Annotated in this window: 25 protein-coding genes; 13 read left to right on the forward strand and 12 right to left on the reverse strand. The window is 58.9% G+C overall.

Features of this window, described 5'->3' with window-relative positions:
* The first annotated feature begins 1,869 nt into the window (after window positions 1-1,869).
* Window positions 1,870-2,880 carry a methionyl-tRNA formyltransferase gene (locus tag NLK60_RS04020; protein ID WP_254809606.1) on the forward strand — a complete coding sequence of 337 codons (1,011 nt, stop codon included), beginning with the start codon at window positions 1,870-1,872 and terminating at the stop codon, window positions 2,878-2,880.
* The gene (locus NLK60_RS04025) at window positions 2,873-3,583 is read left to right on the forward strand and encodes a polysaccharide deacetylase family protein (protein WP_254809607.1); all 711 of its coding nucleotides are present in this window, start codon (window positions 2,873-2,875) and stop codon (window positions 3,581-3,583) included. The genes NLK60_RS04020 and NLK60_RS04025 overlap by 8 nt, the downstream gene beginning before the upstream one ends.
* Window positions 3,584-3,687: 104 nt before the next feature.
* Here the strand turns inward: NLK60_RS04025 and NLK60_RS04030 are convergent, their stop codons facing one another.
* The 4 genes from NLK60_RS04030 to dph2 form a co-directional block, all read right to left on the reverse strand.
* The gene (locus NLK60_RS04030; protein ID WP_254809608.1) at window positions 3,688-4,635 is read right to left on the reverse strand and encodes a phosphoribosyltransferase HisG-related protein; all 948 of its coding nucleotides are present in this window, start codon (window positions 4,633-4,635) and stop codon (window positions 3,688-3,690) included.
* A 208-nt stretch (window positions 4,636-4,843) separates the two neighbouring features.
* Window positions 4,844-6,718 (reverse strand): AAA family ATPase, encoded by a 1,875-nt coding sequence (locus NLK60_RS04035; protein ID WP_254809609.1) that lies wholly within the window; start codon window positions 6,716-6,718, stop codon window positions 4,844-4,846.
* Between the two features lie 66 nt (window positions 6,719-6,784).
* Window positions 6,785-7,618 carry an MBL fold metallo-hydrolase gene (locus NLK60_RS04040; RefSeq protein WP_254809610.1) on the reverse strand — a complete coding sequence of 278 codons (834 nt, stop codon included), beginning with the start codon at window positions 7,616-7,618 and terminating at the stop codon, window positions 6,785-6,787.
* 141 nt (window positions 7,619-7,759) lie between these two features.
* On the reverse strand, window positions 7,760-8,815 hold the full coding sequence (gene dph2, locus NLK60_RS04045) for a diphthamide biosynthesis enzyme Dph2 (RefSeq protein ID WP_254809611.1): 1,056 nt from the start codon (window positions 8,813-8,815) through the stop codon (window positions 7,760-7,762).
* Between the two features lie 126 nt (window positions 8,816-8,941).
* Between dph2 and NLK60_RS04050 the strand changes: the two genes are divergently transcribed.
* From NLK60_RS04050 to NLK60_RS04060, 3 genes are all read left to right on the forward strand, one after another.
* On the forward strand, window positions 8,942-9,316 hold the full coding sequence (locus tag NLK60_RS04050) for a YlbF/YmcA family competence regulator (protein WP_254809612.1): 375 nt from the start codon (window positions 8,942-8,944) through the stop codon (window positions 9,314-9,316).
* 99 nt (window positions 9,317-9,415) lie between these two features.
* The gene (locus NLK60_RS04055) at window positions 9,416-10,339 is read left to right on the forward strand and encodes a cell division protein CdpA domain-containing protein (protein ID WP_254809613.1); all 924 of its coding nucleotides are present in this window, start codon (window positions 9,416-9,418) and stop codon (window positions 10,337-10,339) included.
* A gap of 97 nt (window positions 10,340-10,436) precedes the next feature.
* Window positions 10,437-11,462, forward strand: coding sequence for a cell division protein FtsA (locus NLK60_RS04060; RefSeq protein ID WP_254809614.1), 1,026 nt, complete (start codon window positions 10,437-10,439; stop codon window positions 11,460-11,462).
* A gap of 296 nt (window positions 11,463-11,758) precedes the next feature.
* Here NLK60_RS04060 and NLK60_RS04065 read toward each other — a convergent pair whose 3' ends face one another.
* Window positions 11,759-11,929, reverse strand: a complete 171-nt coding sequence (locus NLK60_RS04065; RefSeq protein WP_254809615.1) for a hypothetical protein — start codon at window positions 11,927-11,929, stop codon at window positions 11,759-11,761.
* 125 nt (window positions 11,930-12,054) lie between these two features.
* Here NLK60_RS04065 and NLK60_RS04070 point away from each other — a divergent pair, with 125 nt between their 5' ends.
* Together NLK60_RS04070 and NLK60_RS04075 are read left to right on the forward strand one after the other, a co-directional pair.
* Window positions 12,055-12,456: a DUF7961 family protein gene (locus NLK60_RS04070; protein ID WP_254809616.1), complete on the forward strand. Its 402-nt coding sequence runs from the start codon at window positions 12,055-12,057 to the stop codon at window positions 12,454-12,456.
* A gap of 9 nt (window positions 12,457-12,465) precedes the next feature.
* Entirely contained in the window at window positions 12,466-13,251 is a 786-nt protein-coding gene (locus NLK60_RS04075; RefSeq protein WP_254809617.1) for an METTL5 family protein, read from the forward strand.
* On the opposite strand, the gene NLK60_RS04080 is transcribed toward NLK60_RS04075, so the two are convergent.
* Window positions 13,248-15,038, reverse strand: coding sequence for a rhomboid family intramembrane serine protease (locus NLK60_RS04080; RefSeq protein WP_254809618.1), 1,791 nt, complete (start codon window positions 15,036-15,038; stop codon window positions 13,248-13,250). The two genes, NLK60_RS04075 and NLK60_RS04080, sit on opposite strands and share 4 nt — an antisense overlap.
* Before the next feature lie 120 nt (window positions 15,039-15,158).
* On the opposite strand from NLK60_RS04080, the gene NLK60_RS04085 reads away from it, so the two are divergent.
* Entirely contained in the window at window positions 15,159-15,446 is a 288-nt protein-coding gene (locus NLK60_RS04085; RefSeq protein WP_254809619.1) for a DNA-directed RNA polymerase subunit L, read from the forward strand.
* Between the two features lie 205 nt (window positions 15,447-15,651).
* Here the strand turns inward: NLK60_RS04085 and NLK60_RS04090 are convergent, their stop codons facing one another.
* Window positions 15,652-15,945, reverse strand: coding sequence for a GYD domain-containing protein (locus tag NLK60_RS04090; protein ID WP_254809620.1), 294 nt, complete (start codon window positions 15,943-15,945; stop codon window positions 15,652-15,654).
* 740 nt (window positions 15,946-16,685) lie between these two features.
* Window positions 16,686-17,858 (reverse strand): ferredoxin Fer, encoded by a 1,173-nt coding sequence (fer, locus tag NLK60_RS19660; protein WP_305880183.1) that lies wholly within the window; start codon window positions 17,856-17,858, stop codon window positions 16,686-16,688.
* Between the two features lie 270 nt (window positions 17,859-18,128).
* Here fer and NLK60_RS04105 point away from each other — a divergent pair, with 270 nt between their 5' ends.
* Window positions 18,129-18,770: a hypothetical protein gene (locus tag NLK60_RS04105; protein ID WP_254809621.1), complete on the forward strand. Its 642-nt coding sequence runs from the start codon at window positions 18,129-18,131 to the stop codon at window positions 18,768-18,770.
* A gap of 134 nt (window positions 18,771-18,904) precedes the next feature.
* Here the strand turns inward: NLK60_RS04105 and NLK60_RS04110 are convergent, their stop codons facing one another.
* On the reverse strand, window positions 18,905-19,723 hold the full coding sequence (locus NLK60_RS04110) for a hypothetical protein (protein WP_254809622.1): 819 nt from the start codon (window positions 19,721-19,723) through the stop codon (window positions 18,905-18,907).
* A gap of 108 nt (window positions 19,724-19,831) precedes the next feature.
* Window positions 19,832-20,644 carry an imidazole glycerol phosphate synthase subunit HisF gene (hisF, locus tag NLK60_RS04115; RefSeq protein WP_254809623.1) on the reverse strand — a complete coding sequence of 271 codons (813 nt, stop codon included), beginning with the start codon at window positions 20,642-20,644 and terminating at the stop codon, window positions 19,832-19,834.
* Between the two features lie 118 nt (window positions 20,645-20,762).
* Between hisF and NLK60_RS04120 the strand changes: the two genes are divergently transcribed.
* Entirely contained in the window at window positions 20,763-20,921 is a 159-nt protein-coding gene (locus tag NLK60_RS04120; protein ID WP_254809624.1) for a DUF7550 family protein, read from the forward strand.
* Between the two features lie 172 nt (window positions 20,922-21,093).
* Here NLK60_RS04120 and NLK60_RS04125 read toward each other — a convergent pair whose 3' ends face one another.
* Both NLK60_RS04125 and NLK60_RS04130 read right to left on the reverse strand, forming a co-directional pair.
* Window positions 21,094-21,306, reverse strand: a complete 213-nt coding sequence (locus NLK60_RS04125; RefSeq protein WP_254809625.1) for a ribbon-helix-helix domain-containing protein — start codon at window positions 21,304-21,306, stop codon at window positions 21,094-21,096.
* A 228-nt stretch (window positions 21,307-21,534) separates the two neighbouring features.
* The gene (locus NLK60_RS04130) at window positions 21,535-21,828 is read right to left on the reverse strand and encodes a hypothetical protein (RefSeq protein WP_254809626.1); all 294 of its coding nucleotides are present in this window, start codon (window positions 21,826-21,828) and stop codon (window positions 21,535-21,537) included.
* A gap of 240 nt (window positions 21,829-22,068) precedes the next feature.
* On the opposite strand from NLK60_RS04130, the gene NLK60_RS04135 reads away from it, so the two are divergent.
* The 3 genes from NLK60_RS04135 to menD all read left to right on the forward strand — a co-directional run bounded on the left by NLK60_RS04135 (window position 22,069) and on the right by menD (window position 25,992).
* Complete coding sequence (locus tag NLK60_RS04135) at window positions 22,069-22,659, forward strand: sulfite oxidase-like oxidoreductase (RefSeq protein ID WP_254809627.1); 591 nt, start codon at window positions 22,069-22,071, stop codon at window positions 22,657-22,659.
* A 142-nt stretch (window positions 22,660-22,801) separates the two neighbouring features.
* Window positions 22,802-24,157, forward strand: coding sequence for an isochorismate synthase (locus NLK60_RS04140; RefSeq protein ID WP_254809628.1), 1,356 nt, complete (start codon window positions 22,802-22,804; stop codon window positions 24,155-24,157).
* Complete coding sequence (gene menD / locus NLK60_RS04145; protein WP_254809629.1) at window positions 24,154-25,992, forward strand: 2-succinyl-5-enolpyruvyl-6-hydroxy-3-cyclohexene-1-carboxylic-acid synthase; 1,839 nt, start codon at window positions 24,154-24,156, stop codon at window positions 25,990-25,992. Before NLK60_RS04140 ends, menD begins: the two co-directional genes overlap by 4 nt.
* The last annotated feature ends 21 nt before the right edge of the window (window positions 25,993-26,013 follow it).

The raw sequence follows: 26,013 nt of genomic DNA on the forward strand, positions 1-26,013 counted from the left end.
GCAATGACGTTCACTGGCTACTGTAGTGGCTTCCCAACCAGTATCCGTGGGTGAATGCAAGCGGTGCGATTCGATTTTACCCACGGATCGACGCTTGACGGAGTAGAGTCGAGCGGACATTACCCACGACGATTGACCGTGTTGGCAGGCCGACTGTTTCGAAAACTGTCGCCTGGTAACTCACGAAAGTCCATCGTTCGGGAGATTCTGGAACGGTGTGTGACCGCCTCAGAAGGCCCTGAAGGCGGTTGGTGCAACCAAGGGCCCCCGTGGCTGATAAAACGAAAAAAACGGTACTACTGACTAATACGGGATACTGCCGCCTCCCCCCGGTGATTGGCCTCACGGCGTCGACAATCATCGGGAAACAGTTACACAAACCGTATGAGAGGGTTCAGGAGATCGTACTCGAGAGAAACGGTGAGGGTCTGTGAAAGGCGAGCTCGAGCAACCCAGCTCGTGGCGCTATCGCCACGAGCGTTCGGTCGCCACTGTGGACGTCCGGGTGCTGCCGGGGTGTTTCGAAATGATTGACACGGCGTTTCTGAGCGTTCGTAGTCCGGCAGCCGTTCACGGGTTGCAGTGGTGGCTCGCTTGGACTCTTGTGCCGTTGAGGACCGTTTCTGAGCGCATAGGCGGGCCCTACAGTGGCGGTTCGATCACCCCAACTATCGGGGGAAGGCCTCTCGTTGGGTGTCCGTACGCATTCAACTCGCGATAGGGAAACCCAAAAACAATCAGCCACAGTGACCGTTGTGACCACGAAGGTATTTGTGATGGTGAACGTCGATGTGATAGTCCAGTCGCTCCGCTACCTGTTGTGTCGGGTATACAGCGTAGCGGTGACTGTACTCAATCGCCGTCTCTTGAGTAGAGATGTGTGCACGAAATGGTCTGTATCCCTGCCTTTGTGATTCAACCTCGGGGGCAAGTCCCGGGCTATTCTCCTATACCGCTTGTAAACCGCCTGAAAACGAAGCCAGTTACGTCCCGTGGCTGTGGGAGATTACGATAGCTCAGAGCCAGTCGTTGAACGACCACCTGTTTGTCGGGACGACGTGAGGTGTGGGGCGTGATAATACGCCTGTCGAGATAGGTCGGTTCATCCCACTCGTGGGCCGACCATGTGGCGGTGACCCGTAGACATTGAGACGACGGAGTGGCTATACCGTTGTTTCACTCGACGTCGAAATTCCCAGACGAGTTCGGCTGTGGGCTCGAGGAAGAGGGCCGTAGAAACCCCATAATCGACTAGTCAGCAGTGATTCATCGCTCCCGAGTACCCTCCCAAACGTCGGCGTGTACGCCGCCAACCGCTATCGGTTTGGTCCACACGCGTAGGCCTGAGGAGCCACTGAGTACCCTCTCAACCGCCGACCGATGTGTGAAACGGAAGAACCGCAATCGGTTTTACGTATCCGTTCAGGCTTGGCAAAGCACTGAAGCACTGAAACACACCCATGACCGTCGTGTTCCCGTACCCAACGTCGGTGGCCATCGTCTCAATTGTAAAGAGTGGGTATTGGTGAATCACGAGATGGATCTGACTTTTGGAGAATTCACCTCGCTCGAGGCATCCCGGAAACAGTGGTTACCACACCCTCGAGACATCCAGTGATATCGAATCAGCTGGACGCGCTCAAAAGGACAACGAGCTACTACACCGTGACGCACTATAGCGATTCACCCCCTCCGCGGAGAGCGGTAGTAGCCCGAAAGCACATAGTAAATTCGTTGTTAGTGGTAGCTATTAGCCGGTTGAAATCTACCTTGTAAACCATATCTCGCTATACTAAATAGGCATGCTATCTGGCCAAAAAGACCGGAAATCAGAACCTAACAATGAGGGTGTCTATCCACACACAGGACATGACTCCGCCGCGGGACGCGTCACTCGTCTACGTCGGGTGTACCGCCCCAGCCAAAGCCGTTCTCGAAACGCTCATCGACCACGAGTATCCCATCGAGGCCGTGGTCACCATCGGTCCGGAGATGGCTCGAGCAAACAGCGTTTCCGGCTACGCCTCACTCGAGGGTGTAGCAAGCGAGCACGACATCCGGGTGTACCAGCCCCAGGGATACTCGATGGAAGATTCGGCCGACCTCGATTTCTTCCAGACGGTCGACCCGGACCTCCTCGTCGTCAACGGGTGGCAACGACTCATTCCTGAGTCAATACTCGAGACCGCAACCTACGGCGCACTCGGCAACCACGGGAGCGCGTTCGGGTTGCCAAAAGGCAGGGGGCGCTCACCGCTCAACTGGTCACTGATCGAAGACCGGGACCGATTTTTGCTTTCGGTTATCCACCTGGACCCCGGTGCAGATTCGGGCGACGTCCTTCTCACACGCAAGTTCGACATCACCGGTTTCGATACCATCGAAACCCTGTATTACAAGGTCACGCTCTTACTCGAGGAAATGCTCCTCGAGGTGGTGCCACAGATACTGGCTGGGACGCTCGAACGAGCGCCTCAGCGTGGAACGCCAACCTACTATCCGAAGCGCAATCCAGAAGACGGAGAGATCGATTGGCGCAACGGCACCAGGTCGATTTACAATCTCGTCCGGGCGGTGGCCGACCCGTATCCAGGGGCGTTCACGTTTGCGGATGACCAGCAGGTGATGATCTGGGAGGCGATCCCGTTCTCGAGTGATATTGCAGTGGACGCGCCCGCAGGAACCATCGTCGCCGTCTTCTGGACCGACGAGTTCGTCGTCGCAACGGGAGATGGGACGGTGCTCGTCCGTAACTGGGACGCAGACGACTGGACACCGACAGAGGGCAGTCAGTTCGACACGCCAAGCGCTCCCCCAACGGATCGTATCGACAGCCAAGACCATCACACGAATCTCTCGAGCACCACCGACGATGCCTGAACTCGCTGCACTCGGTCGGTTGTCCTACACGTTTGGAGAGTACGAGCAACTCCTCCAGTCATTGCTGGCCGATGGCTTCTCGTTTATCCCGTTCAAGGGATCGGTCGACGACGACGAAATCGTCCTTCGCCACGACGTGGACCTCTCACCTGCACGAGCACTCGAGATGGCGAAAATCGAAGCGGCGATGGATATCCAGGCGACGTACTGCGTGCTCGTTACGACGCCGGTGTACAATTTACTCGAGGTGACGAACGCGTCGATTTTACACGAGATTCAGGCACTTGGCCACGACGTCGCGCTCCATTTTAACACGCACCACTACTGGTCGACACAACCGAGTGACGACGAACTGTGCACGCAAGTCCGCGCCGAGTGTGACGTTCTCGGCACCGTTCTCAACAGACACGTCGATATCGTTTCGTTCCATCGACCCCCCGAGTGGGTCCTCGGCGTGGATTTCGATGGCTTCGAGAACGCCTATCAGCCAGCGTATTTTTCGGCGATTACGTACCGCTCTGACTCGAGTCACAAGTGGCGAAGGCAGCCACCGTTTCCGGACGGTCGACCCGACAGGCTACAGCTGTTGACCCACCCCGGACTCTGGGGGGAGACGCCACGTCCGATGGACGAAATCGTCGCCGGGGTGGGCGAAGAACGGCAAAATCACGTCCGGACGTATCTCGAGGGGCTGGAATCGTAGCGGAAGACAGGTGCCTGAGTTGTTCATCACGCCTGAACGTGGAACGAAAAAATGGGATCGGCTCACACCTCGACGCTTGACGGAGTACAAAGCGAGTGAGTCGATCAGGAAACAGTCAACGCAGTTTCGGTCTCGAGGGCACCAAGAAGGGTCTTGATCGCGTCGCTCTCCGGCGTGACCTCGGCTGCGTTTTCCATCAACACGGTTTCACTCGGAAAGAGCTGTTCACCGAGTACCAGTCCGTGGTCTCTTGCGGTCGAACCCGTTACGGTGAGGTAGACGCCAACGCCAGCGTCGGCGATAGCCTGTTCTTCATCGATATCCGCAGGCGGGTACTCGAAGTCGATGCCCTCGAGTGCGCCAGTTCCCAGAACGGCCTGAACGAGTCGTTCGTACCGTGGTGTGATACACAGCGAGCCCTCGTAGGCTTCGATAAACGACCTGTCAATCGGGTCGTTTGTCGGCGCACGCTCAGGCGTTGCCATCAGCGTGTGATACACCGTATCGCCGAGGCCGGTGACGACCTGAACGTCCGTATCGGTTGGGTTGATTCGGGCGTTGATGTCGGCTATTTTGCCAATTGGATCGGGGCGAAGTTCGACGACCTCCTCGAGCACGAGGTCGGCACTGTCGAACCCCAGGGCGAATTCGTGGGTTCTGAGTGCCCGAAACGGCTCCTCTCGACCGACCAGTACGAGGTCGGAACCCGAAGGGAAGGTTTCGAGTAACTGTCCGTCATCGGGTTCGACCTCATCGAGCGGGATACTGACGCTATCGAAGACGATCCGGCGCGGTTTGCCTGCCCGGTCGTCGCGGACGAGTGTGTACTCAGGTGCGGCGGGTTCGTCCGTGTTGGAGTAGGTGGCGAGTCGATGGTACAGGTCAGACGTTTCGGGTTCGACCGTTCCTTTGGTAATGGCTTTCTCGTGTCGAAGCGTCGAACTGACATCGTCTGCGAGATCTGTCACGCCGAGACGACGGGCCAGACAGTCGAGTACTGACTCGAGTGGCCGTCCCTTTCGCGGCACTGCAATCGGTATTCGCTCGCCCATTGGCTAGTGAAGGCGGTTGCGACCACAAACCGATTGCGTTTCCCGCAGGACTCGGGAGACGATACGCTCCATATACAGGCACCTATAGTCGCCAGTGAAACGGTGTACACACATATCACGACGCCGTCTTACGATAGGGTGTGACTGACTTTCACTGGCTACTATAGAAGACCACGAATCGTACCCTGGCGCAAAAACCGTCGAGACGCTACTCTGAGAACATCGACCCGAGCTGGTCGCGCCACTCGGTGAGATCCGTCACTGCCTCGTCGACGTCCTCGAGGTCGGATTCCAGCGTTTCGACGTCTGATTCAACGGCCTCGAGGCCAGATTCCAGCCCTCCGACGTCGTCTTCGATCGTCTCGACGCTTGCTTCGACCGTTTCCAATCCGTCGTCAAGCGTCTCGACGTCGCCTTCGAGGTCCGCCGTCCGACTGTCGACGCGGTCGACGTCCGCCGAGATCTCCTCGACAGAGGCTGAAACGTCACCGACATCGTCGCTGACGGACTCGAGTTCGGATTCCAGATCCACCATCTGAGACTCGATTGCGCTAACGTCGTTCGTTGTGGCCTCGAGCGTCGATTCGGTTCCTTCGAGACGGCTTTCGAAGGCGTCCAGGTCGGCCTCGAATTCCTCCACCTGTTCGCGGAAGGATTCGATGACCTGTGTACCCGTCCCCTCCTCATCGAGGAACTCCTCGAGTGCGCCCGTGTAGGCCGCAACTTCCTCGATTCGAGCCTGGAGATGCTCGACTTTCGCGAGGTCGGTGCCAGCTGGCGTCGTGTCAGTCCCAAGTGCCGACTCGATCGCTCGTCGATCCGCTCTACTGACCTCGCCAGCCTCGAGCTCGGCGGCGAGTTGGGCGGCTATCGATTCCTCACCGGCCGTCGAGGCCGCAGCCGATTCTGTGGCGTGTTTGGCTTCGGTTTCGTCCGCTGTGGCCTCGAGATCGATGTCGACGGTTGGTTCTTCTTCCTCGAGGGCTGCTTCGTCCGGAGTTTCGTCCGCAACGGGTTCGGTTTCCTCCTCGTCGTCCACGGTTTCTTCCACTTCCTCATCAGCCACAGCATCTGCAGCCTTCTCGTCGCCTGCAACTTCTTCCACACCCTCACCGGCCACGCCTTCTTTAGCCTCGTCGTCGGCTGCATCGTCTGCAGTTCCCTCCTCAGTAGCAGCCTCTCCGGCGGCTTCAGTCGCCGCCTCGAGGTCGAGTTCGATTTTGGGAACGTCCTCGTCGTCGTCCCCTTCCTCTGCACTGGCTTCGTCGGCTTCGAGACCCTCGTCCTCCTCGACGTCGTCGGCGGGTGGTATCTCTTCTTCGCCGAAATCAAGGTCTATATCTGGGGTGTCGTCTTCCGCTTCGTCGTCCACCGCCGTCGGCTCGGTGTCGACGTCGCCGAGGTCGAGATCGAGGTCTTCGTCTTCACCGAGGAAGCCAGCCCCCTCATCTACATCCTCGAGATCATCGTCTTCGTCGTACTCGAGGGTGTCCTCCGACCCAGCGTCCATCGCGTCCTCGCTCTGGGCGTCGCCGGCCTCTTCCTCGTCGGTTTCTCCGTCGTCGGTTTCCTCGAGTCCCGGGACGGAATCCGCTTCACCCGACAGCATATCTTTGACGACCTGGTTGCTGTCGTCGTCGATGATGTCGTCGATCATCGTCTCCTGGACGTGCTCGGCACCCTCACTATCGTCGTCTTCGGTGGCAGACGACTGCGACTCCGATAGGTTCGTCAGTGTCGGCTCTGTGAGGAACGCTGATGGATCCGTCTCTTCATCGAGACGAATGCCGTACACCGTGACGAGCGACTCGTCGGGTTCGACCGTTCCGGAAAACTCGACGTGATTGTCCTGGAACGCCGTCCAGCTCTCGCTGTGGTACTCCGGATGGAAGCCAACGCTATCCATCGGGAACGATTCGGGAATATCTTCCGTGAGACGGATCGTTACCGGCTCGTCGTGATCCGAGTCGATCTCGAACCGAATTGCCGGAACGGGGAACTCATCGGCAGTAAAAGATTTCTGGACGGTCACCCCATCGTCGTGCACCTCGACCACGTCATCTGCGTCCGTAGTACTACTCATGCTCGCAACGTTAACTGAGCATTACCTTAAAACGAACGGGCAATTTTCCCCTTCGTTACCTCCGAGTTACAGATCGACCCGGTCACCGATCTCGACGATCTCGAGACGCCGTGGATATTCGAAACTCTTCGCGTGGTGGTGCAAGACCTTCGGGTCCGAGGTGAGTCCGCGCCACATGTCCCAGTGACTCGGCAGTAGTCGGTCGATCTGTAGGGCACTCGCACACTCGACGATCTGGTTTTCGTCGTTGTACCAGCGCGTGCGGACCGGCTCTCGAGTCTCTTTGTCGGGCACGTTGCCAACGGTGCCGAAGGCGAAAATGCCGAGGTCGATATCGTAGCGCGCCCCGATATCCTCGAACTCGGGTGATGGCTTGGTGTCGCCACCGTGGAACACCGTCCCTGATTCGTGTTCGATGACGTAACTAACCGGGTGCGTCGCATCGGGGTCGTGTGCCGGTTCGACGGTGATCGTGAACGCACCGATCTCGAGGGTGTCCCCTTCGGTTACTTCCTCGAGTTGCTCCTCGGAGACGTTCCACGTGTCGGTCCACTGTTCGTCTTCGCGAGCGACCGCGAGACTGTCATCGGGCGCGTACAGAGTTGCGTCGGATTCGGCGAGAATCGGTGCCTGAGAGGGGCCGTGGACGTGGTCGGTGTGCTCGTGGGTTGCGAGTACCGCATCCGCGTGGTCGATATCGACGGGGTCGAACGGGACCGGTATCATGCGAACCGTCCGAGGCGGGTCGCCCAGTCCGATGTACGGATCGATGTAAACCGTCGTACCATCGCTCGCTTTCAGCGCGAAGCCGTTGCAGCCGAGATACCAGACGGCGACGCCGTCGGGTGCTGCCGATTCGATCGCTCGAGGGAGCCAGTCTCCCCAGTCACTCGTAGCCATACTCGAGGGTGAGAGAGGCGACTGGGTAAGTGTTATCGTTTCTGCCGTTCGACCCCTCGGCACGAATCCGACCCGCCTTCAATATTGAAACAATAGTGTCATGGTACAACTATCGTACTCAAGAGGCTCGATGGGGCGCGATTACCAGGTGCCGTGGAAGGTATCGAACTCGAGACTGTCGAGCGGTTCGTTTCCGACGGCGATTTCGTACTCGCCGGGGGTGAGCATCGGTTTGTGGAACCGTGGCCCGTCGTCGGTCGTGATTCGTGGACAGCCGGTGTTAACGAAAGCGTCCATATCGAAGTTCTGGAGTCGGTCGGGCGTAACTTCGTCCATCGTGATGAGATAGGCGTCGTCGTTGTCCGCGAGGATGTCCTGAGCGATTTCCCAGCGGCCCTGGCCGATTTTGGTGCAGAAGATGACGCCCCACTTTCTGGCGTCCATCGCTCGGTGGACTGCACCGTAGCGCTGTTTCATAAATTTCTCCGTGTCTGCGACGGTGACGACGTTGTTCACGGGGTCTGCAATCACCACGTGCTTGTCGGGGTGTTCCATCGCCAGGCCGAGCGGGTGGAACTTGCCGCCACCGACGTAGAGGACCTGGTCTGCAGGAACGTCCGCACTGGCGTAGTTACAGCCTAACACCTGTCCTTCGTGGGTCAGTCGTTCGTCCCCACGACGGGTCTGGACCTCGTAACCCTGGTCCTCGAGGTAGTCGGCCATCTCGGAAAAACGGTTCATGTGCTGGGCAGTCGTGACGAGACCGACTTCGGGCGTTTCCTCGGGTGATTGCAGCGTCTCCAGTGACTCCTCGAGAATCGGGATGACCTCGACGTTCGAGAACAGGGGGACATAAATGACCTTATCCGTGTTTTTCATCGGGGAGTGGCCGAAGTGAACGAACACGTCGGTCCGTTTCATCAGGTAGGTGTCGAGGTCACAGGCACCATAGCACGGCTGGCCCGAGAGCATGATAGTGACGTCGTCGGGAACCAGTTCGCGCAGGTCGTCCGCCACGTTCGGTCCGCGACGTTTCAGGCCCTCGGGGAACTGCAGACCGATCTTTTTGGCGTTTTTCTCCTCGACCTCGTCGACGATTCGTTCGAGTTCGTAGTCCCACTCGCGGTCGTGTTTGAGGGCCATCCCGGTGTTCCGGAGATCACCCTCGCTGTAGGACGAATCCGACTCTTGACTCATTACCACCGTTTGCGGCCGCTGACGTAAAACGCCGCGGGTTTTCGATACGGCCACACTGACCTGACCGCCCGCGTCACGGCCGTGGCGACCCGCCAAGTTGAAACACCCTGACTCCTAAGCAAAGATATGAGCGTCGAGACGACGTCAGTCGAGGAACTCGGTCGCGAACTGGGTGAGGCCATCACTCACCTTCCCGAGTACGAGGCTTTCGAGCAAGCACAGCAGGCCGTCGAGGACGACCCCGCAGTGCAAGAACAGATATCGGAGTTCGAGCGGGTTCGCCAGCAGTTCATGCTGGCCCGACAGGCCGGCAGTGCCACTCAGGAAGACCTCGAAGAACTACAGGGGACGCAGGAGGAACTGCACGCCATGGAACCAATGGCCGAGTTCTTGCAGGCCAAAAGTGAACTGGCGGCCCGACTCGAAGCCGTTAACGAGGCGATCTCTGAACCACTTGCTGTTGATTTTGGTGGCGAAGCGGGCGGATGTTGTAACGATTAGCGTGGTTTCTCTCAACCTGAGAGGTATCGAATAAACTGACGGATTCGAGACTATTTTTCGACCCAACAGTCATAATACTGGAGTCGAAAGGGAGGCTCAATGGCAGCGGAAAACCCTGCAGACGGGTACCTGTTCGATCTCTACCGAGAGTACATCGGGGAGCCGGACGACCGGACCGACGTCTACGTCGGGTTCGGGTTGTTCCTCGGTGGAATCGGGCTGGCAGTCGTCGCACTCGTGTTATTTCTGTGGAGTACGACTCTCGAACCACGCTCCGATGCATACTGGGCCTGGGTGCAACCCGCGTACGCTATCGGGATGATCTCACTGCCGGCACTCATGCTCGGCATTACGGTGTTGTTGCCCTCCGAACAGCGGATGGTCTACATCTCGCTTGCTGGCGTGGCGCTCTCGGTCGTCGCCGCCATCGGCTTCGTCCTTGCTTACCCAGACAACTGGCTCTATGGGAACGATTACAGCGTCGCCGTCGTCGCCACCTACGCCATCGGCCTCGCAGGAGTGACCGCCTCGACCGGAGCAGCATTGATCGCACATTACCTGGACATGGCCCAGGCCGTCCAATCTGCCGAAATCGACGAATCAGACGACGAAGACGAGGGGCCATCGTACACCGACGAAGAAATCCAGTCAGATATCGACGACGCGATGGAAGGCGTCGAACTCTCCTGGGGTGGCGTTCGGAAATCGGAGAACAAACGCCTCAGTTTCAAAAACGACGAACTCGACGGCCAACACCTCGATTCGAATCTGGCGACGAAGAAAACACGCTCGAGCGGTGTAGACGCCCAGGTCGCAGGGCTCAAGGGCCTGAAAGGGGGCGAGAAAAAGACCGCAGTCTCACAGGGCGGAGTCGACGACCAGACCCAGAAACTGAAGGAGCTTCGTAAACAGAAACAGGAAGAAGAAGCTGCCAAAGAGCGGGAAGCCGCTGCAGACGGGACTCGAGCGAACCCCGTTGCCGGCTTACTCGAGCGAATACGGGCGTTGATAAAACGGAATTAACGACACGTCTGCAGAGTTAATATATAATTATTCCCGGGTAAATTCTGATGCAATCTAATCACATAGATTTATAATCCGTCACGGGAGTTGGACAAACATGGCCAAAGGCCTAGACGTTGGAACCATGAACATCCTGTCTGCACAGCAGGATGGTACCGACACCGTATTCGTGCAGCAGCGCAACTCCTTCGTGGAAATCGAGTACTCTGATATGGCAGAACAGATGCTCTCACGAAGTGAAGTGCTCCACATCCGAAAAGACGACAAAGTGTACGTCGTCGGTGACGATGCGCTTAATTTCGCGAACATCTTCAACAAGGAGACCCGTCGACCGATGAAACACGGGATCCTTTCGTCGTCCGAGAAGAGCGCAATTCCGATGATGAAACTCATCATCGAACAGGTCGTCGGTGAGCCGTCTTACCCTGACGAGAAACTGTACTTCTCCACACCAGCCGATCCCATCGACGACGATCTCTCGACGCTCTATCACCAGAAGACGATCGAATCCTTCCTCAACGATATCGGTTACGACGCTGAACCGATCAACGAAGGGATGTCCGTCATCTACTCCGAACTCGCGGACAACAACTTCACCGGACTCGGTATCAGTTTCGGTGCCGGGATGACGAACGTCTGTCTGGCGTACTACGCAGTTCCCGTGATGAAGTTCTCCGTTGCCCGCGGTGGCGACTGGATCGACGAGCAGGCCGCCCGCGCAACCGGCACGCCAGTCGACAAGGTCACTTCGATCAAAGAGTCCGACTTCGAACTCGACTTCACCACGGACGTCGGTGGCGTCGAAGGAGCGCTTTCGATTTACTACGAGAATCTCCTCGATTACGTCATCGAACACATCGTCAAGGAGGTCGACGAAAGCGACGTCGAAGAAGGACTCGACGTCCCAGTGGTCGTCACCGGCGGGACCTCGAGTCCCGACGGCTTCGAGGCACTGTTCCGTGACCACCTCAAAGATGCTGCCATTCCGTTCTCCATCAGCGGCGTCACTCACGCCGACGAACCGCTGTACAGCGTCGCTCGAGGTGGCCTCGTTGCTGCTCGCTCCGACGAAGACGTGGATACGCAAGAAGCAGAAGCCGAGGCACCGGCAGCAAGCGAGTAAGCGCGTTCACCTTTTCTCGTTTATCGAGGGATCGAGAGCAGTTCGTTTCCGGAATACGTGTGTCTGGCGGGTCCAGCCCTCCCAGGGCGAAACGCTGCCACCGTGACCGAACACCCCGTGGTTTCCAACGGCAACGGTCGTTCGAAGGTGGGCACGATACCACGTTGACTCGAGTCAAAAAGCGCTATACGCCGGCCCACAGCAACAAATTGGTAGGCAGAAGAAAATAGTCCTATGTACCGCCGAACGGCGACCCTAACACGATTGGGGTGCGTGATAACAACGTCCCGTATCAGTTACTCTTCGTAAAATCGATTGAAGGCATCCCGCCAGGACTCGTACTCTCGAGGTCGACTTTCGTGGTCGACAGGGACGTCCGCAAACCCACAATTGTTGCATGCGAGCGTCGTCACCTCACCCAGTGAGAGACGCTCGAGAGGTGTCTGGCACCGTGGACACTCGTCCATGTTTACAGGTTGTAACGCCGTGTGCTTAAGTGTATACCCTCGAGAACCACGTCGACACTACGGCACCATATATTACCATTGTGCATTTACAAAAGTATTTGTATGCGGCACATGTATGTGGTGGTATGAGCGCTACCTCGCCGTCGCAGTTTGACCAGACGATCGAACGCTGTCGACCAGCAGATGTCACCCCCGTCGAACTCGAGGCGGCCGACCTCGAGTCCACTGCGCCCGACTACCTCCGCGATCTGAAACGCGAATGCACCCGTAACGGGCTGTTCCCGGCCCGCCTTTCCGTCGATGCCTGTTTTGACGAGGATTGCTCGTTGCATACCCAACAGGAAGTCGACCGAATCCGTGGATACGTCCGCGCTGGCGCGTTCCTCGGCGTCGGAACTGTCACCGTCGACTGTGCGAACGTGACCAACCCTGAGAAGGTCTCACCAGCACTCGAGGCCTGTGCGGAGCGCGCCGAGCGTGAAGGGTTATCGTTCGAACTCGACGCACCCATTAGCCTCGAGCGGTAACCGCAGGACATGACCCGCGGCCCTGCTCGCCGAACGCTCGAACGACGACTCGAGTCAGTCGCTGATTTTTCCGATCCCCGAGCAGACCTCGAGCAGTATCTCACGACTCCGGCGATTGCGGCCCACATTGCCCACCTGGCTGCCATGCACGACGAGATAACGGGAACGACGGTCATCGACCTCGGAACTGGGACCGGGATGCTCGCGCTCGCTGTCGGCCAGTACGGCCCAGAACGCGTGATCGGCCTCGATATCGACCGGGAAGCCTTGCAGACGGCTCGAGCAAACGAACAGCGGGTTCGGGCAGCGGTCGAGGACAGCGGCCAGAGCGGTCCACACGCCAACGCTGACTCAAACGGCCCAGCCTACGAGTGGGTACAGGCCGACGTCCGGAGCGTCCCGCTCTATCTCGACAGCAGTCGCCGGAGCCAGGCGACATCGACGCGGGACCGTTCTGTCTCACGTACTGCCGCGACCGACGCGCACCGAGAGCCGGTCGTTGTCGTTTCGAACCCGCCGTTCGGCGCCCAGCGCGGGAATCGACACGCCGATAGACCGTTTCTCGAGGAAGCCAGTATCCTGGCGGACGTCTCCTATACGATTCACAACGCGGGGAGCCAGGAGTTTGTCGAATCGTTCGCGAGAGACCACGGGGGTACGGTCACCCACGCGTTTCGAGCAACCCTCGAGGTCGGCCACCGATTCGAGTTTCACGACGATGCCCAAGTCGACCTCGAGACGGAAGTGTATCGAATCGAGTGGGATCAGGCCCAAAACAGCGTAGAACTGCGCTAATTGTACGATTCCTTACTCGCGATTTGAACGATGGTGTCGTCCACGTGGACGTACAGTTCGTCGTCGACACGAACGAACTCGAGGCCGTTTGCCGTCACTGATTCGTTGTGTTCAGGTATGGAGACTGTTGCCGTCTCCGTGTCATTCCCGTGTACCTCGAGGAAGAATTCGCCGTCGCTTGGCGCGATTGTCACGTTCTGGCCGCTAATCTGTGCATTCGCGGTCGACTGATCGCTCGCGAAGGCGTGCCTTCGCTCGCTGCCTGTGTCGAGCCACACCTGATAGACGGTGTCGTTTCCGACCGGGGTCCAGCCCTGACGTTCAGCTCGCACGGTTTCGCGCCAGCCTGGACCACCGACGATAATCGTTTGCGAGCCCGAAAAGGCCAACCGCTGGGCGGAGACGGCCTCCGTCCAGAGCTGCCTATCTGGATTCGAGACGATCACGCCACTGGACTGGACGCCTTCCGGATCGAACGCCTCGAGGTCGACCACTGACGCCATCGGGTTCTGCACACCCTCGGCGTACTCGACCGTGTATCCCTCGACGGTCACCGACGCCTCGTTGTCCGCCATGCCGTCGCCGATCACGAACAGGTTGACTGGAATTGCCGGCCCCGTGATGAGCGCAACGACGACGAGAACGACGACGAACGCCGACCACTGGTGGGACGTTTCCGTGATGGCCGTCGGCAATTTCGCCTTCGGCCGCTGAACGAGGGTTCGAATACGAGCGACATCGAGTGCAGTCGTTCGACTTTGCATCGTCTCGAGCGTTCGACGGAGCGGGCGACCTGTCGTGTGAATAGTTGGTCGGGAGAGGCGATGCTCGAGCCACGGGGGAACGATCGACCGTTCTGACCCGACGACGGCGACGGTGGCAACGAGGGCGAGAGCGGTGACGGCGATAACACCCGGCCCCTGAAACAGGATGTACTCGTTGGCGCCACCGAACCAGTAAATCGCCCACAGAGATTTCGAAAAGCCGTAGACGAGAACTGCAAGCCACAGATACAGCGGATTGGGACGGTAGTTCCGGTGGCGAAAGACGAAAAGCGCCAGCAGAAATCCGAGGAAAAAGCCGAGTGCGTGTCCCTGAATCGCGATGGTCGCCCACGACGGCGGCGATGGTGGCCGTGGCTGGGCCACGTAGACACCGATCGGTAACTCGAGGGCGGACTGAATTCGTGAAACGGTCCCCTGCACGCCGATGGCGGCGATGACCGTCACGATCGGATAACGGACGATAGCGAACCCGGCGAATGCGAAGACGACGCCGGAAAAACCGATGACGGGACCGAGCGCGAACACGCTGGTCAGTATGCCGATTCCGATAACGGCTACCGGAAAGATCACGAACGCTCGAACAACCGGATTGGTCCACCACCCTGAGAACGATTCGCTGCCGCGCTCGTTCGGGTAGTGCCCCCAGGCGTACTCGGCTATCGGGGCGATGACGAGCGTCCCGATGAGATTCCCGGTCAGATGACTTGCGCTCGCGTGGGCAAAAGGAGCTGTCAGCATCCCCAGTGGATAAAAGAACGAGTAGGCGCGGAAGGGTTTGACGACGGGCCTGTTGAAGTTCGTGATCCCGTCCTGGACGAACAGATAGATGAGCAGAACGAATCCGATTGAGACGAGCGTGCCCCACGGCACGCCGAACAATAGCCGAGAGCGCAGAACGTCACCCCAGCGATGGCTCGGGTGAGACAGTCGCCGAACGGCGACGAGAGAGGCGAGGATCGTCGCGACGACGAGGATGGCGAGCACGTCCCCGAGCCAGTCCATAGTCAACCCTGAGGGGGAAGCTGTATAGGGGTTTCCCCTTTTTCCGAACCGAACGCGTCCGCAGAACACTCGAGAGACGGCTTCGAAAGGTACAAGCGAATAACGAACACAGACATGTGTATGGAACTACGGGTCACCGAGAGTAGCGAGAACGAGCTCTCGATCGAAATTGTTGGTGAGGATCACACGTTCATGAACGTGCTCAAAGGGGCCCTGCTCGAACACGAGGACGTCACGGCGGCGACCTACGACATGAACCCCGAGCAGTCCGGCGGCCAGACCGATCCTATTCTGACGATCAAAACTGACGGAGTCGATCCCCTCGACGCGCTCGAGGACGCAGCAGGCGACGTTCGCGAAAAGGCAGGCGCGTTCCGCGACGCGTTCGAAGCGGCGAAAGCGGCCTGATACTGCTCGAGCCGACTCCGTTTTTTTGACTACTCGAGTCATCGGACCCCTGCAGCGACCGGTTCGACGGAGAGGCACGAAACCCAAATACCGGTCTCTGTTGCAGTCCTCAGTGGCGGACAGGAGCGGCGTGCTGCAAATCGAGGATGAATACGGTACTTTCACTGAGTGTATCTTCGGTCTTTCTGCGGACAGGACGAGCACCTCATGACATCGTTTCAACGATATCGCGGAACTCGTCGAGGGTGAACGCTCGGAGCGTTTCGGTCGTCACGTTTCCGCTTTCCGCGAGCGAAAGCGCAGCCTGCGCTGCCGTCTCGTCATCTGGGAAGTCGGCAACGACGACGCCGTCGTACTGCCCCATCGTGACGAAAAAATCCTTCCACGTGCCGCCCAGTGATTCGACCATCTCTTTCGCATGCACCGTCCGTTCGGGGCTAGCTCGGACGTTTTCGACGCCTTGCTGGGTGAAAGAGGTCAAGAGTATGTATGTCGGCATTACGGACGTGTATCCAACGAACTGAACGATATAGCCCCACCCCGTATCGGCAGCGATTACTCATCAAGTGAATATACCGTAATGTCCACTTCATCGGGCTCTAAAACACCAGCAGCTACAAACCATTCTATGATATATGAGCGGACAAAATACAGGAGAACGAACGAACTGCCAAAGGAAATGAGAATTATTCCTAACGGCATAGTTTGTGAGTCAAACGTCAGTACGAAACCGAAAAAAGCCAAGCAAAACCACCAGAACCCAATATAAGCGCCATACGTGAGGATACTGGGACGGGACTCGAGCAAAGAGGTATTTTTGGTCATAGCTTCTACACAATTCATATCGTAGAAGCATAATAGTTGTGAAAACTACATTTGGAGTGGACTTCGTCCCACTCGTGCTCTGTAAGCAGCAAAAACGGAACGTTCCACTCACGTTCTGTCAAGAGACACCTGCTGAATTTTGTGCGTGTATCAGCAGTCAATACACGGTTATCACAACACCGGACGTTGACATCCTCCGCACGACTGAAGTCGTGGATTCCTCGCGCTTGGGGTCGGGCGTTCCGACGCCAACGGAGGCAATTTCCCGACCTCGGTTGGTCGGTCTCGGTTTGTAGGTGGTGCGTCGAGTGGTGGGCGTGTGGTGACGCCAGTCCGTTTGGACTACCCTGCTGGCACCCTACAGGCCGTGCCATCGACTCGTCGGGAATACCCGACCTCATGGGGACAAAACGTCTAGATAACCCGTTCACGGAGCTGCTCGAGCTGCTTGGCGTTGTAGACTAATTTTACCGCATCGGTCGTCGGCGTGGCGACGCAGGTCAACCGCAGGTTCATCTCGTCGACCTCCTCATCGGAGAGGCTCCGGTTGGCCTCCATCTCAACCTCACCATCGACCAGTACCGCCGCACAGTTGATACAGCCACCACCCCGACAGTAGAACGGCCAGTCGTACCCTTCTGACTCGGCCGCTTCGAGGATGTACTCACCCTTATCGACGGCCAGCGTCCCGTAGGCCTCCGCCGTCAGGTCGGCCTCGGCCGCCTTCTCGAAGAGATCGTCGTCCTCCAGCGACCAGCTTTGATCCTCGATGACTTCGTAGTCGAGGAACTCGACGGTGGCGCCAATCGACTCCGGTTTCACAGAGACGACCGGAACCGGCGAGAACCGGACCGTGCGTTCGGTGACGCTCCCGAGCAGGTATCGCCTGAGGCCGGTGCGCCCGTGTGTCCCCATCACGACGACATCTATCTCCGCCTCCGCCACGTATCCGGCGATCACCTCGTGTGGCCGACCGCTACGCGTGGCCGTGACGACCTCCACGCCGGCAGCTTCGCCCCGCTCGCGTACGTCATCGGTCGGCAGCGACTCCGTCTCGCGCCCGCCAGAAGCGACGTGAAGTGCGTGGAGCGTCCCGCCGACTTCGGACACGAGGTCGATCGCGTGTTCCGTGGCGGCCTCGGCCCCTTGACTCCCGTCGGTTGGGACGAGGACGGTATCGATCTCGAAGTCGCCGACGGTGTCTTCGTGAACGGTCACGACGGGGATCGGCGACTCCTGGAGGGTCTGTTCGGCCACGCTGCCCAGCAGGAACCGACCGATTCCCGTCCGACCGTGCGTCCCCATTACGACGACATCAACGCCGTGCTCCTCCGCGTAGTCCAGTATCACCCGGTAGATCGCCGTTTCCTCGTCGTCGATGATCTCGGTCTTCGGGGTTAGTCCCGCCTCGTTTGCCCCCTCTTGGATATCCCTTACGGCCTGTTCCGCTTGCTTTCGGTCACCCTGCTCGAGAACGGAGACGACGGTCAGATCGGCGCCGAATAGGTCGGCCATTCGAACGGCGACGGCTCCGGCTCGCTCCGCCACTTTGCTCCCATCCGTCGGCACGAGGATCTCGCCATACATACGCGGAACTATAGTCTCTGTGCAATATCAAACCCACCCGCTCTTCCAGTCCCAAGAGAGCCATCTATTCGCTACTGTCAGGGTTGTCGCGGCAACCCGCTTTTAGGAACGGACGAAGTCCGGATCGAACGTTATCTTCTTTCAGACACGAATATAAGACAGACTCGTCCGGTTTATTACATAGTAAATGCACGGAAACTGTCTATGCTATGGATCGAGATCACACGTAGAATTATAGCCAGGTGCAGTGAATACTATAGACGAGAATAAATGTCAGTTGACACGAGAAACGAACTCACTCACCATCTGGCAGTGGGAGTCGGTAGCGTCGTCTTCGCCGCGTTGCTGTGGGTGGCTGGGTATCACGAGCAGCGGGTCGTCGGAGCAGTTCCGTGGTTCCTCTTGGTTCTGGTACTGATCATCGGACCGACAGTGAGACTCTGGCCCGGAATCAGACGCCGGTTCTCGGGTAATTTCCCGGTGAACTGGCGGGCTGAACTGGGGATCTGGTTCGCGATCTGGAGTGTCGTTCACCTGCTTTTCGTGTTTCACGCGAGAGACTGGGACGTCGTCGGCTACTTGGCAGACATGAGCCCGTGGGCGTTCGGATCGTTCGTCGCTGTGATCATGGCGGTCGGGCTCGCGGCCACCTCGAACAACCGTGCGTACGACTACATGGGTGGGAAAGCGTGGAAGTGGCACCAGACCGTCGGTGCGTACGCGATCTTCTGGCTCCTCGCCGTCCACATTTACGACAGAGCCTATCTCCGGCCTGGGTTCCCGTCCGAAGATCCACTCCACTGGCTGTACCTGATCACACTCGTTCTCGTCGTCGTGTTCCAGGGCGCCGCGTTCGCCAAAATCGTCTCCCACTATCGGAAGACGGGTGAGTATCCTTCAGGGTTGAACTGATTTGCTCAGTTACATCCTGGATTGTAGGCGATGAACCATCCAGCGACCACGACGTACCCGTCGACGAGCACCACTACAGCGGAAAATCTAAGATATAGATTTCATTTCAACAGCGCTGAGTAGTCGAACCCTGTTCAACAGACCGCGTAGGCGACGTGAATCACTCCATCAGGACCCACGTGGAGGTCGATGCCTTCGTTCGTATAGCCGGTTTCGACGTTGGTGCCAAACGGTGACTCGAGCAAGGCCGCTGCAATGTCAGCACCGAGTGCTTCAGGGTCGTCGTACGAATCGATAGTATCGTCGAACGATTGCAACGGTGCCCAGGCAGGGTCCGCCTGACAGGCACCAGCGTAATTCTCAGGCGCCGGGGGCGATCCAGGGTCGCTGTCGGTGTACTGGGCGATGACGTATCGCTGGTTGTGTTCGGTGGCAAACGCGGCAAGGTCCTCGTCGTACGCCCGTGACTCGAATCCGTTCGCGTCACGGTGGGCCTCGAGCGCCTCGTGGATGGCCTGTTCGACCGTCGCGTGTTCGATACCATTGCTCGAGTCGCTCTCCCCGGGTACGTCGGGGCCGATACCAGGGAGGACCGACGCTGGGACGATTCCCGTCGCAAAGAGCGCCAGAATCACGACGACGATTGCGACGATGGGCAAATACGGTTTCGCCACCTCGAGCCACCCTGGGACAGCAAGGTCGCGCTCGACGTCCTCGTAGGACGGTTCGACTTGCTCGAGCGTCGGGTTGAGACAACGCGAACACGGCGGGTTGTTCTTGACGTGTTCGCGGCCACAGTTTGGGCACACCCAGACGTACTGCGTACCGGTCTCGACGGTCTCGTCCCGTTCGGGGTCGACCTGTTCGAACGACTCGCTGTCACAGGTGGTGCAAGCGTGTGGCTCCTCGTCGCTCGAGTACACCCGTCCACACCACGTACACCGCCAACTCACTGGTGAAAGAGGTCGACTGTGGACGATTAAGTGTATCGACTACCGGGCTGGCAATACTATGATCTTGCTATTCGCTTAAAAGACGATAGTACGTGCAGCGGGAGGCCGTCAGCGTCGAACCGGAATATCTCGCTCGTCGAGATAGGCCTTGGTCTCCTCGATAGAGTAATCCCCGAAGTGGAAGATAGAGGCAGCGAGGCCCGCATCTGCTCCTGCGTCGGTGAATACCTCGTACATATCTTCGGGACCACCACAGCCCGAGGAGGCGATTACGGGCGTACTTACGGCATCACAGACGGCTTTTGTAAGTGGAATGTCGTAGCCGTCTTTCGTCCCGTCGGCGTCGATGGAGTTGACGAACAGTTCGCCAGCACCGCGAGACTCCGCCTCTTTAGCCCACTCAACCACGTCGATGCCGGTCCCTTCGCGGCCGCCTTTTTTCGTACACTCGAACCAGCAGGACTCACCGTCTATCTCGACGAAGTGTTCGCCCTCGTCGTCGAACCGACGTCGAGCGTCGACGCTGATCACGATACACTGGCTGCCAAACGCGCGAGCGCCTTCGTCGATGAGTTCGGGTCGCTCGAGCGCACCCGTGGTGATCGAGACTTTGTCAGCCCCCGCACGAAGCGTCTCTTTGATGTCCTCGACCGTACGAATCCCACCGCCGACGGTGAGGGGGATAAACACTTCGTCGGCAACCCTCTCGACGACCGAGAGCATGGTTTCTCGCCCGTCAGCAGAAGCCGTGATGTCGAGGAAGACGAACTCGTCGGCACCCGCCTCGTTGTAGGCGCGTGCCATCTCGACGGGATCGCCGGTGTACTTGAGGTCCTGAAAATGAACGCCGGTGTAGACGGCCGGATTCCCGTTGTCGTCCAGATCGACGTCGATACACGGGATTATGCGCTTGGTGAGCATCTACTCGAGCGTTGGGCCGAACGGGGTTTGACCGTTTCGACCGTGACAGCGCTATCGGAACCACTCGCGAGTCGTCCGTATGGGAGTGTTTAAGGTCTCGAATCTGCAACCACGAGGTATGGCTGACGATACGACGCACGGACACGATAGCGAGGAACCACAGGGACGAACGACCGCGCCGATGAGTGAGTTTGCAGTTCGCGATGCGGCCTTCGGCTTCGTCGTGATGGTCATCGGGGTCGCGCTGGTGTTTGGAATCCCGCTCGCCTTTTTCTGATTTGTAGTCCCCTCTCGAAGGGATACCGTTGCAGGAGAGTTCGACGGCTGTCGAGCCACTCGAGTGAAAAACCGATGCTCGAGTTACCGTCGTCCAACGTCACTGGAGAATACTGTCAGACATTCGGAGAACTTGCCGCTACCGTCCGACGAGTTCTCTTTGTCCGGTGGTATTAGAACACGTACTCGTCGTCGTGGCCCATCATCCCGTCGTTCTCGAGTCCCGGTTCCTCATCGTCCATCGGTCCGCTCGTTTTGTACGCCTTGATCCCGGTCGAGAGCAGGTCTTCGATCGCTTCCTCACGGTTGACGAACTCGCCTCGCTCAACCATCTGGGCGATCTGCATCTCGAGATGTTCCGGTATCGTGATCTCTACTTTCGGCATCTGATTCGGCTTTCGGTGAGGGGGTATTTAAGATTGACGGGGACCAGTGTAGGTCACGTTTCTCGTGGCCATATCCCACAATTGGTAGTGACCGAGTAGCAACCGTAATCCCCAGTCAGTTGCGTTTTTGTAGACGCTTCTCGCTGATTGCGAATTATCATCACACGGTGGGGAAATTCACGAGAATTCTGCTATCGATACGGCTTTCGCGTGGTGTCGGGCAATTCGTTACCGGTTGCCGACGACAGATTCGATGGTTTCTTTGATCGATGCTGCCGGCTCGGTCAACGTCTCGAGTTGGCGTTGCATCCCGCGCTGGTTGAAATAGCTTGCAAAGGCCAGAATCGTTGGTGGCCAGAGGCCGACGAACAATCCACGCTGTCGGTCCCCGCGGACGAAGAAGTAGTACCACGAAAGGCCAACTGAGGCGATAGACGCAATAGCTGCAGGACCGAGTGCATCGGTACTGTCTGTCATCTCCGGACGTGTCGTCGTCTCTGCGAATCGCTGTTTACTCGCCATGTATCATGGTCCTCGGGACTGCCCGTATTGGTTATAAACCACGTATCTGCCGGTAGTAAAGAGTTGGTTCGGATGAGCGACCGTTCCGCCCAGTTCCCGGAACGTTCACGGTGGGTGAATCTGCGGTTACCTCTCGGTTCTGGCGGAACGCGAGCGCTCGCCGGTACATTGAGGTACCACCTCTCTCACGGGTGGGCTCGAGACGGTACGGTTACGGTTCTCCCGCAACAACGCTGGCGTATGAAAGACGTCACGGACCTCTACACGGAGTTTGGTTCGGACCGACTCCCGCCAGGGCAACGAGAGACATCGAAATTCCCCGTGCTCTCGAAAGGAGCAACACCCCAATGGGACCCCGATGGCTGGGAGTTTTCGGTCACAGGTGCCGTGGAAAATCCCGTTACACTCTCCTGGGAAGAGTTTCGCGAATTGCCGTCCGAGACGCAGGTGCAGGACTTTCACTGTGTCACCGGCTGGAGTAAGTTCGACTGTCCGTTTACCGGTGTCACCTTTCCCACGATTGCCGAGTTGGCTGGGGTCGACGATGACGCCTGTCACGTCCTCTTTTCGGCCCTGGACGATTACACGACCGACCTCCCGCTCGAGGACTGCATGCGAGAGGAGGTGCTGTTCGCCTGGGACTTCGACGGTGACCCGCTCGAGCGCGAACACGGCGGCCCCCTTCGGGTCGTCACGCCACATCGATACGCATACAAAGGCGCAAAGTGGGTCAACGGCGTCGAGTTCCTGACCGAACCCGAGTTGGGGTACTGGGAACGGCGAGGGTACTCAGAAACGGCGAATCCGTGGCGCGAAGAGCGGTACAGCTAGGGTTTCGTCAAGTCCAAACGTACAGCTAGTGTTTCGTCAAGCCCGAGTTTTCCGGGTCTGCCCCTCGAGCGAACAGATGCTCGCAATCATCCCGTACAGAACCTCGAAACGCTGAAGGCAACGCCACCCTGAATTGCGAGCGATGGAGCGACCGTCGGGACAGGGACGACTGGACGCACGGACACCACCGGGCGAACGACCTCGCGCGAACGACCTCGTCAGTCGCAGTTGCGAACTGGGCGACGTCTCCTTCGGTGAGTCCCTCCGAAATGTCACGGACGCCCGCATACAGTGGGCAACGCCCGACGGCCTCGAGATTGTCGGCTGGGGAACTGCTGTGGAGTGCAGTGCGGTCGGCCCCGACCGGTTCGACACGATTCGATCCCAGGCCACGGCAACGTTCGAAGATCTCGAGTACGACGGCCCCGACGTGGCCCGACCGCGAGCCTTTGGCGGCTTTTCATTCCACGACGCGCACGAACCCGCTGGCCCCTGGAACGGGTTCGGCGCAGCGACGTTCGTCATCCCCGCCGTGATACTCACCCGAACCGACGACGGGACGTGGCTGACAGCCGTCGGGGACGGCCGCCAATCGACCGAACAAAGCCTCGAGTCCTGGGCGGAGCACCTCTCGAGCGGTCCTGCAATGCGCCCGAGTGGGCAGGGCCCGGGCATTCGCGAGACACGACGAACGACCACGCGGGAAGAGTGGATCGACGGAGTGAAAACCGCGATCGACCGGATCGAGTCACGCGCTCTCGAGAAGGTCGTCCTCGCCCAGGCTCTCGAAGTCGACCTGGAGGGATCGGCGGACGTGCCGTCTATCGTCGAACGCCTCAGACGCCGGTACCCGAACTGCTACCGGTTTCTCGTGGGTCACGAAGCAAGTGGCACATTCTTTGGTGCTCCTCCCGAACGCCTCGTATTTAAGCAGGGTGACCACGTTCGAACCGAAGCTCTCGCCGGTTCGGTCCCACGTGGTGGATCCCCAGAAACCGACGGTGAGTTGGCAGATAGCATGATCGAGAGCGAGAAAGTCCAGCACGAACACGGCGTCGTCGTCGACGCGATTCGCAGCCAACTCGAACCGCTTTCGAAACGGGTGACGATCGATGACCAGCGTGTGCGCCGACTCGCAACGATCCAACACCTCTGGACACCCATCGAAGCAACGCTCGAGAACGGAGCACACGTCCTCGATCTCGTCGAAGCGTTACATCCGACGCCAGCAGTCGGTGGTATTCCGCCGGCTATTGCCTGGGAAACGATCCGTTCGATCGAATCGTTCGACCGCGGTTGGTACGCCTCGCCCGTCGGCTGGTTCGACGGGGCTGGTGATGGGGAGTTTGCCGTGGGCATCCGCTCCGGTGTCGCGACGAACGGGACGGTGACGCTGTTTGCGGGTAACGGGATTGTCGGCGACAGCGATCCCGTCGACGAGTGGGACGAAGTGTTGCTCAAATATCGTCCAATCCTCGACGAACTTCGCGAACCATGACGGCACCAAACCGGTCGACGCTCTGGGGTGAAACACTGGTCGAAGAGTTGGCTGCCGGCGGCCTGGAGGCCGTCTGCATCTCGCCGGGCAGTCGCTCGACGCCGCTAACGGTCGCGTTCGCGAAGCATCCCGATATCAGGGTCTTCTCACACCTCGATGAACGTTCCGGCGCGTTTTTTGCACTCGGTCGAGCCAGGCGCACGGGCGAACCGACGGCTCTCGTCTGTACCTCGGGAACCGCAGCCGCGAACTTTCATCCAGCGGTCATCGAAGCCCATCAAGCCCGCGTTCCGCTGCTCGTGTTGAGTGCGGACCGGCCCCCGGAACTGCGCGACAGTGGCGCAAATCAGACGGTCGACCAGGTCTCGCTGTACGGCGACGCAGTCCGTTGGCACGCCGAACTTCCCGTTCCCGAACCCGACGAGCGAGCAGTTCGCATGCTGCGGACGACCGCTGCACGAGCCCTCGAACAGACGACAGCGCGACCACCCGGCCCGGTTCACCTGAACTGTCCGTTTCGAAAACCACTCGAGCCGACGACGGTCCCTGATTCGGTTCCAGAAACGTTCGAGACGACACTGGCCGGGCGCGGTCGTGACGGTCCGTTCGTGAAGCGCACTCCCGACGACGCTCGCCTCGAACCGGGGTCGAAGACGGTTCGAGAGATTGCAGCGGCACTCGAGTCGGCTACGCGGCCACTCCTCGTCGCCGGACCTGCCGACCCACCGGTGACGGCGGTCGGTACCGATTCCGTTCTCGACCTCGCCGAAGCCGTGGGCGCGCCAGTTCTGGCCGACCCGTTGTCCGGGCTCCGTTTTGGGTCACACCTCGAACGAGCGCGCGAGAGCGAACGAACCGGTGTCTTCGGTGGGTACGACACCTACGCAGAATCGCTCCCTGCCCCGGACGTCGTCGTCCGCTGGGGCGCCTCACCCACCTCGAAATCGCTCCGCAACTGGTTGCGCGACGGTGACTGTCGTCAGTTCCTGCTCGATCCCGCTGGCGAGTGGCGTGAAGCGACCTTCACCGCGACTGATCTGGTAACGGCCGACCCGAAAGCTGTGCTCGAGGGTGTCACCGAGTCGGTCAGTTCGAACACGGCAGACCAGCGTGTCTCCGCAACGGTCGATTCGAACGACACAGATCCGGGAGTGAACGACTGGCTCGAGGCGCTCGAAACCGCGGAAACCCATCACTGGCAGGTGTGTGTAGACTACTGTGACCACGACAGCGACCGTGCAACTGCCGACGGACTCGAGGGGTCACTCCTCGCGACCGTACTCGAGCGTGCTCCTGACCCGGCGACGGTTTTCGTCTCGAATAGTATGCCCATCAGGGACGCCGACCGATTCGGGCGGCCACGGTCGGCCGAGCTGACCGTGCTCGCGAACCGTGGTGCGAGCGGTATCGACGGCATTACGAGTACGGCACTGGGTGCTGGAAGTGCAACCGACGATCCGCTCGTCCTCGTAACGGGCGACCTCGCCCTGTATCACGATTCGAACGGTTTACTCGCGCTGGAGCGTTGTGACGTCGACGCGACGATCGTCGTCCTCGATAACGACGGCGGCGGTATCTTCCATCTGCTTCCAATCGAATCGTTCGACCCGCCGTTTACCGACCAGTTCAAAACCCCACACGACCTCGAGTTCGATGCGCTGGGCGACCTTTACAGCTTCGAGGTGAGCCAGGTCACCCCCGAGGAGTTTCCGACCGCTTACGAGGCCAGCCTCGAGACGGCGGGAACGCAGTTACTCTCGGTATCGTTCGACGCCGAATACAGTCACCGCCAGCGGGAAGCGCTCGAGCAAGCGGTTCTCGAACGCCTCGAGTAACACGTCGAAGTGGCGATAAAC

Source organism: Natronosalvus amylolyticus (assembly GCF_024298845.1).
Taxonomy (GTDB): Archaea; Halobacteriota; Halobacteria; order Halobacteriales; family Natrialbaceae; genus Natronosalvus; species Natronosalvus amylolyticus.

Excerpts from the sequence above, each read along its gene's own strand:
- NLK60_RS04125 (WP_254809625.1), bottom strand. The coding sequence starts at position 21,306 with ATGCCGAAAGTAGAGATCACGATACCGGAACATCTCGAGATGCAGATC.
- NLK60_RS04130 (WP_254809626.1), bottom strand. The coding sequence starts at position 21,828 with ATGGCGAGTAAACAGCGATTCGCAGAGACGACGACACGTCCGGAGATG.
- NLK60_RS04050 (WP_254809612.1), top strand. The coding sequence starts at position 8,942 with ATGAGCGTCGAGACGACGTCAGTCGAGGAACTCGGTCGCGAACTGGGT.
- NLK60_RS04120 (WP_254809624.1), top strand. The coding sequence starts at position 20,763 with ATGGCTGACGATACGACGCACGGACACGATAGCGAGGAACCACAGGGA.
- NLK60_RS04090 (WP_254809620.1), bottom strand. The coding sequence starts at position 15,945 with ATGCCGACATACATACTCTTGACCTCTTTCACCCAGCAAGGCGTCGAA.
- NLK60_RS04140 (WP_254809628.1), top strand. The coding sequence starts at position 22,802 with ATGGAGCGACCGTCGGGACAGGGACGACTGGACGCACGGACACCACCG.
- NLK60_RS04135 (WP_254809627.1), top strand. The coding sequence starts at position 22,069 with ATGAAAGACGTCACGGACCTCTACACGGAGTTTGGTTCGGACCGACTC.
- NLK60_RS04020 (WP_254809606.1), top strand. The coding sequence starts at position 1,870 with ATGACTCCGCCGCGGGACGCGTCACTCGTCTACGTCGGGTGTACCGCC.
- dph2 (WP_254809611.1), bottom strand. The coding sequence starts at position 8,815 with ATGAGTCAAGAGTCGGATTCGTCCTACAGCGAGGGTGATCTCCGGAAC.
- NLK60_RS04040 (WP_254809610.1), bottom strand. The coding sequence starts at position 7,618 with ATGGCTACGAGTGACTGGGGAGACTGGCTCCCTCGAGCGATCGAATCG.
- NLK60_RS04070 (WP_254809616.1), top strand. The coding sequence starts at position 12,055 with ATGAGCGCTACCTCGCCGTCGCAGTTTGACCAGACGATCGAACGCTGT.
- NLK60_RS04075 (WP_254809617.1), top strand. The coding sequence starts at position 12,466 with ATGACCCGCGGCCCTGCTCGCCGAACGCTCGAACGACGACTCGAGTCA.
- NLK60_RS04060 (WP_254809614.1), top strand. The coding sequence starts at position 10,437 with ATGGCCAAAGGCCTAGACGTTGGAACCATGAACATCCTGTCTGCACAG.
- NLK60_RS04035 (WP_254809609.1), bottom strand. The coding sequence starts at position 6,718 with ATGAGTAGTACTACGGACGCAGATGACGTGGTCGAGGTGCACGACGAT.
- menD (WP_254809629.1), top strand. The coding sequence starts at position 24,154 with ATGACGGCACCAAACCGGTCGACGCTCTGGGGTGAAACACTGGTCGAA.
- NLK60_RS04085 (WP_254809619.1), top strand. The coding sequence starts at position 15,159 with ATGGAACTACGGGTCACCGAGAGTAGCGAGAACGAGCTCTCGATCGAA.
- NLK60_RS04065 (WP_254809615.1), bottom strand. The coding sequence starts at position 11,929 with ATGGACGAGTGTCCACGGTGCCAGACACCTCTCGAGCGTCTCTCACTG.
- hisF (WP_254809623.1), bottom strand. The coding sequence starts at position 20,644 with ATGCTCACCAAGCGCATAATCCCGTGTATCGACGTCGATCTGGACGAC.
- NLK60_RS04025 (WP_254809607.1), top strand. The coding sequence starts at position 2,873 with ATGCCTGAACTCGCTGCACTCGGTCGGTTGTCCTACACGTTTGGAGAG.
- NLK60_RS04055 (WP_254809613.1), top strand. The coding sequence starts at position 9,416 with ATGGCAGCGGAAAACCCTGCAGACGGGTACCTGTTCGATCTCTACCGA.
- NLK60_RS04030 (WP_254809608.1), bottom strand. The coding sequence starts at position 4,635 with ATGGGCGAGCGAATACCGATTGCAGTGCCGCGAAAGGGACGGCCACTC.
- NLK60_RS04105 (WP_254809621.1), top strand. The coding sequence starts at position 18,129 with ATGTCAGTTGACACGAGAAACGAACTCACTCACCATCTGGCAGTGGGA.
- fer (WP_305880183.1), bottom strand. The coding sequence starts at position 17,858 with ATGTATGGCGAGATCCTCGTGCCGACGGATGGGAGCAAAGTGGCGGAG.
- NLK60_RS04080 (WP_254809618.1), bottom strand. The coding sequence starts at position 15,038 with ATGGACTGGCTCGGGGACGTGCTCGCCATCCTCGTCGTCGCGACGATC.